The organism is Segatella paludivivens DSM 17968 = JCM 13650, from assembly GCF_000373185.1.
In the GTDB taxonomy this organism is placed as follows: domain Bacteria; phylum Bacteroidota; class Bacteroidia; order Bacteroidales; family Bacteroidaceae; genus Prevotella; species Prevotella paludivivens.
On the sequence record NZ_KB890640.1, the window covers coordinates 52,014 to 67,138 of the forward strand.

Sequence of the window (15,125 nt, forward strand, 5' to 3'; positions counted from 1 at the left end):
TTTTTCACGACTTCAATTTAATCAGTCAAAAAATCCAGGTTGTTTGTATTCAATACCTAGTTCACGGTCGACAGTTGCAAGAACACCCTGAACCTGTCCCATTGCGAACATACGTCCCAAGAAACTATAACCAGCATTATATCCACGTTCCTCGTCACCAAGCATAGTCATACCATGGTCAACTCTCATCGGAAGTTTTGGATTTGTTTTCTCGAAAATTCGTGCAAGTTCAATAATGTCAGCTCTTCCGCCTAAATGACTAGCCTCAGTGAAGTCTCCATTAGGGAAAATATGGCAGCTGCGTAAGTGCACAAACCAAGTGCGGTCTGCATATTTTCGTGCAAGTTCTACTGGGTTGTTGTGTGCTCCAGCAGATATACTTCCTGCACAGAATGTTAATCCATTATGTGGATTATCTACAGCTTTTAGGAACCAGTTTATATCCTCGTCGCAAGTAACGATACGTGGCAATCCCAAAACTGGGAATGGTGGATCATCTGGATGCACACACATATACATGTCGCATTCGTCGCATACAGGCATGATGGCTAACAAGAAATAACGCATGTTTTCTCTTAACTGTTCCTTCGTGATTCCCTTATATAAATCAAGCAGTTGTCTGAACAATTCAACAGGATGTTCATCACCCTCCTTAAAGTTTCCAGAAACAAATCCTTGAGTTTTGATGATTATATTTTCAACCAGTGCGTGGTCTTTTTCCGCAGTCATAGTCTTTTTCAGTTCTTCAACTTCAGCAAGAATGTCACGGTTCATACTTTTGCCCATTTCTTCCCAATCCTTTTCTGCACCTTCGCGTTTAAGAATATACTTATCAAAATAAGCAAATTCTGGGAAACTGAAATAAAGGTTTGTAGATCCGTTAGGATTAGGATGCGACAAATCTGTGCGAGCCCAATCCAATACAGGCATGAAATTATAGCAAATAGTATGTATGCCCTCTGCAGAAAGATTTCTAAGACTCTCCTTGTAGACTTCAATCTGCTGTTCACGATCAGGACCGCCATATTTAATAGTCTCAACAACAGGAAGTGATTCCACAACCGACCATTTCATGCCGAATGATTCGATATAAGTTTTTAAGTCGTGGATTTTTTCTCTACTCCAAACTTCACCCAATGGTACATCGTGCAGAGCAGTGACAACACCTTCTACACCAATTTGTTTCAGCATGGCAAGTGTAATCTTATCATTTTTGCCAAACCATCTCCAGGTTCTTTCCATAAATGTTTATAATAGTTTTAAGTTATTGCTTACTTTGGTTATTATGATATTAATCATGAAAGCCCGATATTTTAAGTATTGCGTGATGCAAATGTACAAAAAAATAAGTTAGGAGATAACTATGTTCCTCTATTTTTTCATTAATTCGTATAAATGTATTAATTTTGCGTCTCGTTTCAGGATAGTGTCCGCATATTCATGTCAATGATATATGGACATGTGCCGTTTTGAATAAAAAGACGCCCACATTTTACAACATTATGGATAAAACAAAAATTGAATATCAAGAAGCTTGCTATACTCCTTACGTAGCTGAGCCCCTTTTCTCAGAACGTGATGTTAATTTCTCTTTATGTCGTGATGGCGAGAATCCTCGCCTAGTTCGTCTATCGTTTGTCGTGTTTGCCGAAGATAAAGACGGTGAATGGGAAGATGACGCACCTATTGGTGAATGCTATGCTACAGTGCTAGGTGAAAATGATGATGACATCGTAGAACCAGTTAAGATATACAATCTTGGTATATCAGCATCAGATTTTGTGACGATAGTACGTTCAGACTCAAAGTCAACAGTGTTTCGCATATTCTGGCCTTATGGTACCGTTGAAATAGAAAGCGCCAACCGTACGGAAGAAGGTTTTGAAATATCAAAGACAGACCTTGGAACTGGTGAACATATTAATTGCACTCTGATTCCAAAAGATTCAGACCGTAGTTTTAATCTCACATTGCAACTTCCTGTTTTCGGTTTCTCAATTCGTGATTTTGACGGAAATATTGTCAATGACATACTGGAAATCAAAGAGGAAGAATTATCAAAATATCAATATGTCTTTGCTGGAACTGAAAACGATGATCGCATAACAATTCATTCAGATGCCGACCATATTACATATAAATATGTGTGGAATCAAGAGGGATATATTACTGTGCGTAACATGGCTGATATAAATGTAATTGTAGATAAAATCCCTTCAAGAGGAAATCTTGCACAGTTACTTCTTGGTTCAGAATATGTACGAGGTCTGATGCAGTTTTCTTCTGAAATTCCAGCAAAAGAAAATATAGCATTTGTTATAAAACAAAAAGATCAGCGTTGGCGTATAAATATCAGCTCGTCGGTTGAAGAAAATAGTGATGATGCTACGCTTCTAGAACCAACAGAACTCTGCAAGGATGTGTTTGGCAAATTAATTAATCTACACGTTGGTAGCAATAGTAATGAACTGATTAATGAGCTTATGAAAAAGCAAGATCAAGGTGCTTTTCAATGGCTTTGGTTGCATGAGAATGATTGGGCTTACGATAAATTGGAAGAACATTTCAACACCCTCGTAGATCCAGAAATGGAAATGATGAAGCGTGCTTTGGTATTCAATGACTTTGATAACTTTATGCATCGTTTGCGTCTAGCATCTCTTGATGACAGAAGTCCTATTCAGGCAGATGCACTGCTTGCACGAAATGCTAAGCGAAAGATAATGCGAGTGAAGACTCTGATTCAGGAACACGATAGTGGTGTCTCTTCATTATGGTCTTTGCAGCGTGAAGAAAGAATGAAAATATTATATTATTGGCGAAACTTCCATTCAAGTTTTGAATGATTTCATAAATCGCTATTTTATTCTAATATATTCGAGGTGCATTCTATGTGAAGTGATCCCCAAAAGTTTTTGTTTAACTTTTGTGGTTCATATCACATGATGTGCCTTTTTTCTATTTGCTTATTAAAAATTTCTTTCCATCTTTGATGTATATACCGTTTGGAAGGCTTGCTGTGCTATTTCCTACACATTGTCCCATCATATTGTATATACGTTGATGGATATTATCAGATGATTTGTTTATTTCTGTGAGACCAGTGTCTGTGCGATTCTCTTTGCTCTTTACAACAGCTACGTCATCAATAATTAAGCGACCTGTAGTGACAAATTCGACTACAGTTTTTCCACTATATTCAAAATCAAAAGAGAAGGATGTCCATTTCCCTGATTTGTTTTCTAGCATAGAAAACGATTTGTTTCCAGTATGGACGTCAAGACTTTTTTCATCGTTGTCGAATGTTGCAACTCTAAATGTGAGAGTAGCCTTACCATTTATGTTGAATTCTGGAGAAGCTGTAGTTCCGCTTATTCTAGTAGTTCCGAATTTTGCGCATTTATAACCCGAATAAACATTTGTGTTGCTCCATCCTTCGTGGTCAGGATTAAATGATCTTCCAAGAAAATAGCGTCCGGTCCAGTTATTGTCGTTTCCACCTTTGCCCATACATTTATCAAATGATTCATGAAACAATGTATCTCCAGTTACTTCACTTTCTTGAAAATTATATCTTTTGAACACAAAATTAATAGTGCTGTCGCTATTTGAATTAATATCATTCAAACCCATGTTTAAATGGTTGCTTCCATTTTTTCCTTTATTGTATATATCTGCTGAAGGTACAGAATTAGCAGTGAGACTATCTTTAACCCAGACCGCAGATATTCTGTGGTGGTCAGTTTCGCTGTTTACAGTGTTGTTTTCCCAATCCTCTTTCAAATAGTCTATATGCATCGCAAGCATACCACTGTTTGGCAGATATTTGTCCCAACCAGTGCGTTGTCTGTTTTCTATGATGTAATATTCATCATTATTTGCATCATTATATATAATGTAAGCCTCTCCGTTATTGTTTGTTGTATTAAGATTTGATATAATCGTATCGTTATTCAGTGTTTTTGGACTAATCCATCCGCATGAAGTCTTTTCATAAGCCGAATATCCGCATGGACAATATCCACCTCCAAGATAACTTCCTGCAGCCATCAAACTGTTGTAACCAATTCCATTATCCTTGGTGTTTTTAGTGTTATACATATCAGGCAGCCCTAGACAATGAGAAAATTCATGGCAGAAAGCACCTATTCCAGAAATGCTACCAAAAGAGTTAAGTTCCGAAGCACAAGCATATACATTAATCTTTTCACCACTTATTTTTAATACCTTATTATATGATGAGGCCGAAAGTGCCCATTTATGTGGCCATACCAGATTTGTGTCGTCATAATCAGCTTCTCCATGGCCGGCATATACAATAAATACTTGTTCCACTTCACCATCACCATCCCAGTCGTATTTGCTGAAATCAGTTGTGTTGGCTATAGACTTACAAGCCTCTATTACCATTTCTTCAGGATGTGCATCATCACCGTTGCTATCATTGTTTGCACCATAGTAAGCATAAGGATGAGCAAGAGTCACCGGACCAGCAATGTCAAATGAAAGATTAAACAAACCGTTGCTTTGATTAATAAAATAATCATGAGCAGAACCATTAAAAAGCTGATTCCTAAATCCTGTTTGATTCAAAATCTTGTCATATAGGTCTAAAGTAGAAGTTTCCTTAAAATGGGTGTCTTGAAAATTAACAAGTATAACTAGAGCTTTTTTGTTGCCTGTTGAACTACGTGTTTTCTTGACAGAATTCAACATCCTCATCGTCCTTTTTTGTAAAGCTATATTGATTCTTTTGGTAAACACCTTATTTGAAAGTTTAGAGTATATACCATTTTGTGGCATATATTCATATTGCTCACCGTTGGCAGACTGCCAATACTTAAAGGACTCGTCGCCACATAGTTCTGCGGTTATCACTTTGTTGTTGCCTATGTTGATTCTCTTGGTACGTCCAGGCATTACAGGTATCGAAAAAGTCATCATGGTAATAGCAAAAAGATACATTACTAAAGCTATTTTACGCATTTTTGTCTAATTATAATGCAAATGTACGACTTTTATTTTGTTTTTAGCCCAAAATAGAATATCTTTGTGCATATTTTTTGAATTATGGGAAAAGAAAATAAAGAACAAAAGGCGGTGCAACTGCCAGAGAATGCCTTTAGAGAATTGAAGGAAGGCGAGGAATATGAGCCTCTGATGCAGGCCGATAAAGTTTATCCTGAAGTAAATCCATGGTCAGTGACTTGGGGTATATTGATGGCAGTATTGTTTTCAGCTGCTGCAGCCTATCTAGGATTGAAGGTTGGACAGGTTTTTGAGGCAGCAATACCAATAGCCATAATCGCTGTTGGTGCTTCAACGGCAGCAAAGCGCAAGAATGCTCTTGGCGAAAATGTCATTATACAGAGTATCGGAGCTTGTTCAGGAGCTGTCGTTGCAGGAGCAATTTTCACGTTACCTGCAATCTATATCCTTCAGGCTAAATATCCTGAGATGACTACTTCTTTCATGAAAATTTTTCTAGCTTCTGCATTAGGTGGTATTCTTGGAATTTTGTTTCTTATTCCTTTTCGTAAATATTTCGTAAGTGATATGCATGGAAAATATCCTTTCCCAGAAGCTACTGCTACAACTCAGGTACTCGTGAGTGGTGCAAAGGGGGGTGACCAAGCAAAGCCGTTGCTTATTTCAGGACTTATTGGTGGACTTTATGATTTTATTGTTGCCACCTTTGGTTGGTGGAATGAGAACTTCACCAGTCGTGTTGTTGGTTGGGGAGTTGATTTAGCTGATAAAGCAAAGGTTGTGTTCAAGGTAAATACTGGTTCAGCTGTACTCGGTCTTGGATATATTGTCGGATTGAAATATGCCCTTTATATATGTTTTGGTTCTCTTGCCGTTTGGTGGCTTATAGTTCCTGGTATGTCGTTAATCTTCCACGACCAAGTGTTGAATATGTGGGATCCAAATATAACAAAAGCTGTTGGCGCAATGAGCCCTGAAGACATATTCAAAGCTTATGCGCGCAGTATCGGTATCGGTGGTATCGCAATGGCTGGTATAATCGGTATTATTCGTAGTTGGGGAATCATTCGTGATGCTGTTGGACTTGCAGCTCGTGAACTCAAGGGTAAAGGTGGAAGCTTAGATGATGTGAAACGTACTCAGCGTGATATCAGTTTTAAGATAATTGCCATTGGTAGCATCGTTGTATTGCTACTTACATTTGTATTCTTCCTCACAGGAGTAATGCAAGGTAATCTGTTGTTTGCCGTTGTTGGTATTCTTTTGGTCGCAGTGATAGCATTCCTGTTCACAACTGTAGCTGCAAATGCTATAGCCATTGTAGGAAGTAATCCTGTTTCGGGAATGACATTGATGACTCTTATTCTTGCAAGTGTTGTTTTGGTGGCTGTTGGCTTGAAAGGTGCTGGTGGAATGCTAGCAGCACTCATCATGGGAGGTGTTGTTTGTACTGCTCTTAGTATGTCTGGTAGTTTCATCACAGACTTGAAGATAGGATATTGGCTAGGAACAACTCCTAAGAAGCAGGAGAGTTGGAAATTTCTTGGTACACTTGTAAGTGCCGCTACGGTTGGTGGTGTTATGATGTTGCTTAATCAAACTTATGGTTTTGCAAGTGGCAGTCTTGCCGCTCCTCAGGCAAACGCGATGGCAGCAGTCATAGATCCTCTTATGAATGGTGTCGGCGCTCCTTGGATATTATATGGTATTGGTGCTTTGTTGGCAATATTGCTTACAGTATTCAAAATTCCAGCATTGGCATTTGCCCTTGGTATGTTTATACCTCTTGAACTGAATGTTCCTCTTGTTGTGGGTGGAGCAATCAACTGGTTTGTTACTACTCGTAGTAAGGATGCAACTGTAAACAAGGAACGTGGAGAGAAGGGTACTCTTATCGCTAGTGGATTTATTGCTGGTGGTGCCCTCATGGGTGTAGTGAGTGCATTGCTTAAATTCGGAGGCTTTGAACTTTCTATTGCTGATAAATGGTGGAGTGATCCAATGAGTGAAGTTTGTTCACTTATAGCTTACATATTGCTTATCACCTATTTTATACAGGCTACAAAAAGCAAAAAGAAATAAAACAGAATTACTTTTATTTTGTTGAAAAGTGCCAAATTGACGTATTAAAGCGTCAATTTGGCACTTTGTTTTTTATGGGCATATAGTTTGTGTAAAGTAAAGTATAATCAATAATGGAGGGAAAAATATGACATTTGATAAATACACCATCAAGGCGCAGGAAGCATTGCAAGCTGCATTGCAGACAGCACAGAGAGCAGGTCAGCAAAGTGTTGAGGCTGTACATCTGCTAACGGGTATAATAAGTAAGGGACGCGATATAACAAACTATGTATTTCAAAAGCTGGGCGTAAATTCTCAAGGTATAGATATTGCGTTGCAGCAGGAAATACAACATCTTCCGCATGTTCAGGGTGGTCAACCATTCTTTAGCAATGAAACGGCCCAAATACTTAATTATGCAGAAGAAATTTCGCAGAAGATGGGTGATGAGTTTGTTTCAATGGAACCATTGCTATTGGCTATAATGAAAGGCAAGAGCACTGCCAGCCGCATTCTTAAAGATGCCGGTTGCACAGAGGAAGGAATGCGTAAGGCTATAGATGAGTTGCGACAGGGACAAAAGGTGCAGAGCCAAAGTGGCGACGAAAACTATCAAGCTTTGGATAAATATGCTATAAATCTTATTGAACGTGCAAGAGCAGGGAAACTAGATCCAGTGATTGGACGTGATGAAGAAATAAGACGAGTATTGCAGATTCTTAGTCGTAGAACAAAGAATAATCCTATTTTAATAGGTGAGCCTGGAACTGGAAAAACTGCAATCGTCGAAGGTCTTGCTGAACGAATTATGCGTGGTGACGTACCTGAGAATCTAAAAAATAAGCAACTCTATTCTTTGGATATGGGACAGCTTCTTGCTGGTGCTAAATATAAAGGTGAGTTTGAGGAACGACTGAAAGGTGTCATCAAGGAAGTAATCAATGCTCAAGGTAATATCATCCTGTTTATTGATGAAATACATACACTTGTTGGCGCAGGTGGAGGAGAAGGAGCAATGGATGCCGCAAATATCCTTAAACCAGCTTTGGCAAGAGGGGAACTCAGAGCTATCGGTGCTACAACACTTAATGAATATCAAAAGTATTTTGAGAAGGATAAGGCACTTGAAAGACGTTTCCAAATGGTAATGGTCAAAGAGCCAGACGAACTTGATGCAATAAGTATTCTTCGTGGATTGAAAGAACGCTATGAAAGCCATCACAAGGTAAGAATACAAGATGATGCTTGTATTGCAGCTGTAAAACTCTCTGAAAGATATATATCAGACCGTTTTCTTCCAGACAAAGCGATAGACCTTATGGATGAGGCTGCCGCAAAACTGAGAATGGAACGTGACTCTGTTCCTGAAGAGCTTGATGAAATGGAGCGTACTTTAAAACAGAAGGAAATAGAGAAACAAGCGATCAAGCGTGAGAACGACAAGGAAAAGATTGCACTTCTTGACAAGGAAATAGCAGAACTGCGTGATCGGGTAAAGGGTTTCCGTGCCCGTTGGGAAGCTCAAAAAGCTGAGGTTGATCATATCCAACAGATAAAACAGCAGATGGAATCTCTTAAACTCGAAGCTGAAAGGGCTGAACGTGAGGGTAACTATCAGCGTGTTGCTGAGATAAGATATGGTGAATTAAAGCAGATGCAGGATCAGATTGATGCAGCACAGAATAAAATTCACAGTGAACAGGGTGGTGACCTCTTGATAAGAGAGGATGTTACTGCAGATGATATTGCAGAGGTAGTGAGCCGTTGGACTGGTATTCCTGTAAGCAGGATGATGCAGAGTGAACGAGAAAAGCTACTAAATCTTGAGGCCGAACTTCATAACCGTGTCGTCGGACAGAACGAAGCTATAAATGCAGTAAGCGATGCAGTGCGCAGAAGTCGTGCTGGTCTTCAGGATCCAAAGCGACCTATTGCGTCATTCATATTCCTAGGCACTACCGGTGTTGGAAAAACCGAACTGGCAAAGGCTCTTGCTGAATATCTGTTTAATGATGAAAACATGATGACACGTATCGATATGAGCGAATATCAGGAGAAATTCAGTGTTACCAGACTTATTGGTGCACCTCCGGGATATGTAGGTTATGACGAGGGTGGTCAGCTTACCGAGGCTGTAAGGCGCAAACCATATAGTGTTGTCTTGTTTGATGAAATAGAGAAAGCTCATCCAGATGTATTCAACACCCTTTTACAGGTGCTTGATGACGGACGTCTTACTGATAATAAAGGTAGACTCGTTAATTTCAAGAATACAATCATCATCATGACAAGTAATGCTACAAGAGAGCAACTCTCTGCAATAATGCGTCCTGAATTTTTAAATCGTATTGACGATATCATAACTTTCCAACCACTTACGAAAGATGAAATCATGCAGGTGGTAGAACTACAGATGAAGGGCATTAAGAAGATGATAGAACAGCAGGGATACACATTAACTTGGACAAAAGAAACGATAAGTGATTTAGCTGATTTGGGATATAATCCTGAATTCGGTGCTCGTCCAGTAAAGCGTGCTATACAAGAGTATGTACTCAATGACTTGAGTCGTAAGATTCTTGCTGGTGAAATTGGAACAAATATAACTCTAGGAAAAATAGTTAAGTAGTTGCCGTTTTTCCATAAATAATATGTCCGCTGTTGCATTATGCGACAGCGGACTTTTTTTGTATTGTCAAAAAGCAGATTTATTACATCTGCACGATAACTTCATGTTTTCCTAATTCAGCAGGAATGATATTGTCATTTATAGTTTTTCCATCTACCATCATAGACTTAATGCCCTTCTGGTTTCCTTCTGGATTGTTTACTGTAATATGGTATTCTCCACCTCTGAACTTGCGATTAACCTCGTAGGTCTTTGCTGTAGAAGGCAGACACGGATCAATTAGTAATCCATCGTAACTCGGTTTTATACCAAGAATGAATTCACTTATTGTGTACCACATCCATGAGGCAGTACCAGTCAGCCAACTATTCTTTCCTTCACCAGGTCGTGCAGAATCTTTTCCGGCAACCATCTGACAGTTTACGTAAGGTTCTACTTTGTGAAGAGTCTGATATTTCTCTTCCACATAGCTAGGCAGAATCTTTTTATAGTGATTCCATGCGTCGTCACCACGTCCGTCTACAGTCTCGCCGATGATTACCCAAGGATTATTATGGCAGAAGATGCCGGCGTTTTCCTTGTAGCCTTCGGGATAAGAACTAATCTCACCCATTTCAACGTGATATGTTGTATAGGCAGGATTGTTTAAAACAATACCATGTTCACATTCCATGCGCTCCTTCACACTGTCGAGAGCCTTATCGCATAATCCTTCTTTTAGTCCTATGCCTGCCATTGTGCACCAGCCCTGTGACTCAATGAAAATCTTCCCTTCATCATTCTCGTTGCTTCCAATCTTTTCCCCATAGAAATCGTAAGCTCTTAGGAACCATTCGCCGTCCCAGCCATGAACTTTTACTGCATTCTCCATAGCTTTTACTGCAGTTTCCATACGGTCGGCTTCGTGAGGTTTTCCTAGTCGGCGACAAAGTTCTACATAGTCTTTTCCTGTAACGACAAACAGACCAGCTATCATTAGACTTTCAGCCTTGCTGCCCTTGCCTTGGTTCTCGGTGGTTTGGAAACTCTCATTAGGATCCCAACTAAAGCAGTTTAGGTTCAAACAGTCGTTCCAGTCAGCTCTGCCGATAAGTGGTAATCCGTGAGGACCAAGGTTGTTGATGACGTGGTCCATGCTTATCTTGAGGTGGTCGAACAACTTAACTTCCGTCCCTGGTTTGTTGTCGAATGGCACCATTTCATCAAGAATAGAGAAGTCGCCCGTTTCCTTTATATATGCAACAGTTCCGAAAATCAACCAACACGGATCATCATTGAATCCACCTCCTATATCATTGTTTCCTCGTTTAGAAAGAGGTTGATACTGATGGTAGCAACCTCCATCAGCAAACTGTGTTGAAGCAATGTCAATTATTCGTTGGCGGGCTCTTTGTGGAATTTGGTGTACAAATCCAACAAGGTCTTGATTGCTGTCGCGGAATCCCATTCCACGTCCGATTCCACTTTCAAAGAAACTTGCAGAACGGCTCATGCAGAATGTAACCATACATTGATATTGATTCCATATATTTACCATTCTGTCCAGTTTATCATTTCCGCTCTTAACGGTGAATACAGACAGTAGATTATCCCAGTATTCATTTAATTCTTTGAAAGCCTTGTCAACCTTTTCTGCAGTATCAAATTCGGCAATAAGTGCATGTGCCTTTTCTTTGTTGATAACCTTCTTTGACTCGAATTTCTGCTCCTGTGGATTTTCCACGTATCCAAGAATAAACACGAGGTCACGGCTTTCGCCAGGTTTCAGTTCTATTTCGAGATAGTGTGAAGCAATAGGACTCCAGCCGTGGGCAAAACTATTTCTTGCGTGTCCCTCAGTAACAGCATCCGGAGCAGATTTGTCGCTGTAAAGTCCCATGAAAGTTTCACGATCGGTATCATATCCCTGTATTTCTTGATTGACATGATAGAAAGCATAATGGTTACGACGCTCTCTGTATTCTGTTTTGTGATATATTGTTGAATTTTCTATTTCAACCTCGCCTGTCGAAAAATTACGTTGGAAGTTTTCCATGTCGGTGGCTGCATTCCATAAGCACCATTCTTGGAAAGAGAACACTTTAAGATGCTTTGTTTCGTTGCTTTGGTTACGAAGTGTCATCTTTTGTATTTCACACCATTTGTGTAACGGAACAAAGAATAAAATGCTGGCTTCAACTCCGTTTTTCTGTCCACTTATGCGTGTATAGTTCATACCATGTCGGCATTCGTATGAATCTAGTGGGGTACGGCAAGGCTTCCAACCGGGATTCCAAGTAGTGTCACCATCCTTAATATAAAAATATCTTCCGTCGTTGTCCATAGGTACATTGTTGTATCTATATCGAGTTAAACGACGGAATTTAGCATCTTTGTAGAAGCTATATCCTCCTGCTGTGTTTGATATGAGTGAGAAAAAATCCTCATTGCCAAGATAATTAATCCATGGCCATGGTGTTTTTGGATCTGTGATGACATACTCGCGGTGGGCGTCGTCAAAGTGTCCGTACTTCTTGTTTTCCATATTTTTAAAAGTTGGTTTTGTATGTTTCGTTTCTAGATATTAGTCTTTTAGACTGCTTGCAAAATTACACAAAATAATGAGAATTATGTAGAAATATATATGATTTTTTTCATTGTTATTGCTTGAATTAATTATTTGTTTACTCATCTGTGGTAATAATATTATTCTAATTATTTTCTAATTTCAGATAAGAACAATGTAATTGTATTTGTGTGGAACGAAAATAAAAAGAATGTATATTTGCAATTTAAAGAGTATGGAATGATATTTGTTAATCTTAATTTATTAACTTTGTAACTGCAATCCAATTTTATATTTATAATTTATGGCAAAAATATTATTGGTAGAGGATGAGGTAAACATAGCCTCGTTTATTAAGCGTGGACTGATGGAACTTGGTCATGAGGTAACAGTGGCTTATGATGGTGAGGAGGGCTGGAACATAGCACGCTCTGATAGTTTCGATTTCTTGATTTTAGACATTATAATGCCTAAGATGAATGGACTTGATATGTGTGCTAAATACCGTTCTTCTTATGGTTACAAAACTCCTGTTATCATGCTTACAGCTCTCGGAACTACCGATGATATTGTTAAGGGACTTAAAGCTGGAGCTGATGATTATCTTGTTAAACCGTTTAGCTTTACCGAACTTGAAGCACGTATAGAAGCATTGCTAAGGCGTGCCTCTGATAATGGCGTGAACTCTGAATTGCGGTGTAGCGATTTAGTACTCAATAGTCGCAATCATAAGGCAACACGTAATAATGTAGATATAGACCTTACTGTAAAGGAATATAGATTGCTGGAATATTTTATGTCTCACCAAAATGTTGCAATAAGTCGAATGACTTTGCTAAAAGAAGTATGGGATAAAAATTTCGATACCAATACTAATGTAGTTGATGTTTATGTGAACTATCTTAGAACAAAAATTGATAAAGATTTTAAGCAAAAACTCATTCATACGGTTGTTGGTGTTGGATATATTATGGCAGAATAAATAAAGATATAATGAAAATAGGTCATAAGATAGTACTCTTTTATACGTGTCTTACGTTTGGCATAGCAATGTTTATCATTTTAATATTCTATGTATTCACGTCAAGATATGTAGACAGAGTGTTTGAAGCCAACCTACGTGATAAGGTATACCTTTCGGCGCAGAGAAATTTCAAAGCAGACGAAATGGATTCTGACGAATATAAAATGCTTGAGCGCAATTACCGAGAGTTGATACCACGTGCCAATGAATCTGTGATAAAAGTTGATGGCAATGAAAATGTATTAAAAGATTCTCTTGATAAATATCTTACAGAAAATGAACAGAGGGCTATATATAATGGTAATCCGGTAAATTTCTCAAAGGGAGTCCTTAATGGTGTAGCATTATATTATCCAGATAAGATGGGTAGGTTTGTTATTATTGTCACTGCACATAATAATTACGGTTATAAAATACAACAGCATACACTTTATCTCTCGTTGGTTCTTCTCTTATTAAGCATTACTATTACAGTATTAATGGGACAGCTATATTCTGGAAGAATACTGAAACCTTTGAAGTCGATATTGGAACATCTAAAAAGCATCCGTGGTAATGATATGGATGTTAGGTTAGAGGAGACAGGAAATAAGGATGAACTTGATGCGCTTGTGCATAATCTTAATGATATGCTTGATCGTATTGCTGAGGCTTTCAGATCTGAAAAGTCTTTCGTAAGTGCTGCTTCTCATGAACTTAGCAATCCGTTGACTGCTATACAGGGGGAGTGCGAGATTACTTTGATGAAGGATAGAAATACTCAGGAATATACAGAGTCGTTGCAACGAATTTATTCTGAGAGTAAACGTGTGTCTTTGCTGATAAAGCATTTATTGTTCTTGTCACGTCATGATGATGATCTTACTCAGCAGGAGTCAACAGGTATAGATATGTCTGAATTTCTTTTGGGAATGGCGCAGGCTACAGAACGTGTAGTGTTCTCGGATGAAACTAAAGCCCCTGCATTTGTATATGCTAATCCATATCTGCTCCAAGTTGCATTTCGCAATTTTTTAAACAACGCAACTAAGTATTCTGATAAGAATATAGATTTGCGTCTGAAACGTATAGCCGAAAAGATTGTCGTGGAGATAGAAGATTATGGTATAGGTATTCCAAAAACAGAGGTTGAACATATCTTTCAGTCATTTTATCGTGCTACAAATACGCGAGAGTATTCTGGATATGGAGTAGGTTTGGCTCTTTCTGCCAAAATACTGAAAATATATAATGCTACTATTGAGATAGCTACAGAGGTGAACATTCATACTAAATTTATGATTTCATTTGATGAATATAAAGTCTTAACTAAACATTCATATAATCAAGGTGATTTCCAAGTACTCTAAATTCTGCGATGTGTTTTTTATTTCTATATATAATATGTTCGTGCATGTGCGCGCACTTGTAGTTTTTGGAAATTCCAAGCGTCTAAGTGTCTAATCCTTGACCTTCAGATATTTAGACTGTCTTTTCTCAATATCCATGCGTCGTTCAAACTGCGGAGAATTATTGAGCAACAAAAAACCGCTTTTTTTCATGATTACTGAATTTTTATATGAAAAAGCCACTTTTTTTGCAGTATAGAATCAGCTCCAAATTCGTGCGATTTTGCGTTTCTATATAGAAACGCATGAATTTCCGTCATTTTCCTGACATTTACTGTTGCATAAAAAACGTCCTAATAGCCTGATATCCAGTGGTCAGACACTTCGACGCTTTTTATTTTTCAAACCCTATGTAGGGGATTACCATGATAAACGGTACTTCCTCCCTTAAAATAACATCACGTTTGCAGTCGAAAAAACGAATTTACGAGATGCTATTTGCGTTTCTACGATGTAACGTTTCCAATCCTACGATCAAACGTCTGC

General features: G+C 38.5%; 8 protein-coding genes. 5 read left to right on the forward strand and 3 right to left on the reverse strand.

Annotation, left to right across the window (positions count from 1 at the left end; genetic code table 11):
* Positions 1-21: 21 nt before the first annotated feature.
* Complete coding sequence (gene uxuA, locus B045_RS0106625) at positions 22-1,242, reverse strand: mannonate dehydratase (RefSeq protein WP_018463489.1); 1,221 nt, start codon at positions 1,240-1,242, stop codon at positions 22-24.
* Positions 1,243-1,502: 260 nt separating this feature from the next.
* Here uxuA and B045_RS0106630 point away from each other — a divergent pair, with 260 nt between their 5' ends.
* Positions 1,503-2,846, forward strand: a complete 1,344-nt coding sequence (locus B045_RS0106630; protein WP_018463490.1) for a hypothetical protein — start codon at positions 1,503-1,505, stop codon at positions 2,844-2,846.
* Positions 2,847-2,958: 112 nt separating this feature from the next.
* On the opposite strand, the gene B045_RS0106635 is transcribed toward B045_RS0106630, so the two are convergent.
* Entirely contained in the window at positions 2,959-4,986 is a 2,028-nt protein-coding gene (locus B045_RS0106635) for a M6 family metalloprotease domain-containing protein (protein WP_018463491.1), read from the reverse strand.
* A gap of 84 nt (positions 4,987-5,070) precedes the next feature.
* Here B045_RS0106635 and B045_RS0106640 point away from each other — a divergent pair, with 84 nt between their 5' ends.
* Positions 5,071-7,071: an OPT family oligopeptide transporter gene (locus tag B045_RS0106640; RefSeq protein ID WP_018463492.1), complete on the forward strand. Its 2,001-nt coding sequence runs from the start codon at positions 5,071-5,073 to the stop codon at positions 7,069-7,071.
* Positions 7,072-7,198: 127 nt separating this feature from the next.
* Positions 7,199-9,682, forward strand: coding sequence for an ATP-dependent Clp protease ATP-binding subunit (locus B045_RS0106645; protein WP_018463493.1), 2,484 nt, complete (start codon positions 7,199-7,201; stop codon positions 9,680-9,682).
* An 82-nt stretch (positions 9,683-9,764) separates the two neighbouring features.
* Here B045_RS0106645 and B045_RS0106650 read toward each other — a convergent pair whose 3' ends face one another.
* Positions 9,765-12,206: a GH36-type glycosyl hydrolase domain-containing protein gene (locus tag B045_RS0106650; RefSeq protein ID WP_018463494.1), complete on the reverse strand. Its 2,442-nt coding sequence runs from the start codon at positions 12,204-12,206 to the stop codon at positions 9,765-9,767.
* Positions 12,207-12,531: 325 nt separating this feature from the next.
* Here B045_RS0106650 and B045_RS0106655 point away from each other — a divergent pair, with 325 nt between their 5' ends.
* Positions 12,532-13,209, forward strand: a complete 678-nt coding sequence (locus tag B045_RS0106655; protein WP_018463495.1) for a response regulator transcription factor — start codon at positions 12,532-12,534, stop codon at positions 13,207-13,209.
* 11 nt (positions 13,210-13,220) lie between these two features.
* Entirely contained in the window at positions 13,221-14,600 is a 1,380-nt protein-coding gene (locus B045_RS14385) for a sensor histidine kinase (protein WP_044067659.1), read from the forward strand.
* Positions 14,601-15,125: the final 525 nt, after the last annotated feature.

What these genes read in the sequence shown, in the direction of transcription:
- uxuA (WP_018463489.1), bottom strand. Translation starts at nt 1,242, where the DNA reads ATGGAAAGAACCTGGAGATGGTTTGGCAAAAATGATAAGATTACACTT.
- B045_RS0106630 (WP_018463490.1), top strand. Translation starts at nt 1,503, where the DNA reads ATGGATAAAACAAAAATTGAATATCAAGAAGCTTGCTATACTCCTTAC.
- B045_RS0106635 (WP_018463491.1), bottom strand. Translation starts at nt 4,986, where the DNA reads ATGCGTAAAATAGCTTTAGTAATGTATCTTTTTGCTATTACCATGATG.
- B045_RS0106640 (WP_018463492.1), top strand. Translation starts at nt 5,071, where the DNA reads ATGGGAAAAGAAAATAAAGAACAAAAGGCGGTGCAACTGCCAGAGAAT.
- B045_RS0106645 (WP_018463493.1), top strand. Translation starts at nt 7,199, where the DNA reads ATGACATTTGATAAATACACCATCAAGGCGCAGGAAGCATTGCAAGCT.
- B045_RS0106650 (WP_018463494.1), bottom strand. Translation starts at nt 12,206, where the DNA reads ATGGAAAACAAGAAGTACGGACACTTTGACGACGCCCACCGCGAGTAT.
- B045_RS0106655 (WP_018463495.1), top strand. Translation starts at nt 12,532, where the DNA reads ATGGCAAAAATATTATTGGTAGAGGATGAGGTAAACATAGCCTCGTTT.
- B045_RS14385 (WP_044067659.1), top strand. Translation starts at nt 13,221, where the DNA reads ATGAAAATAGGTCATAAGATAGTACTCTTTTATACGTGTCTTACGTTT.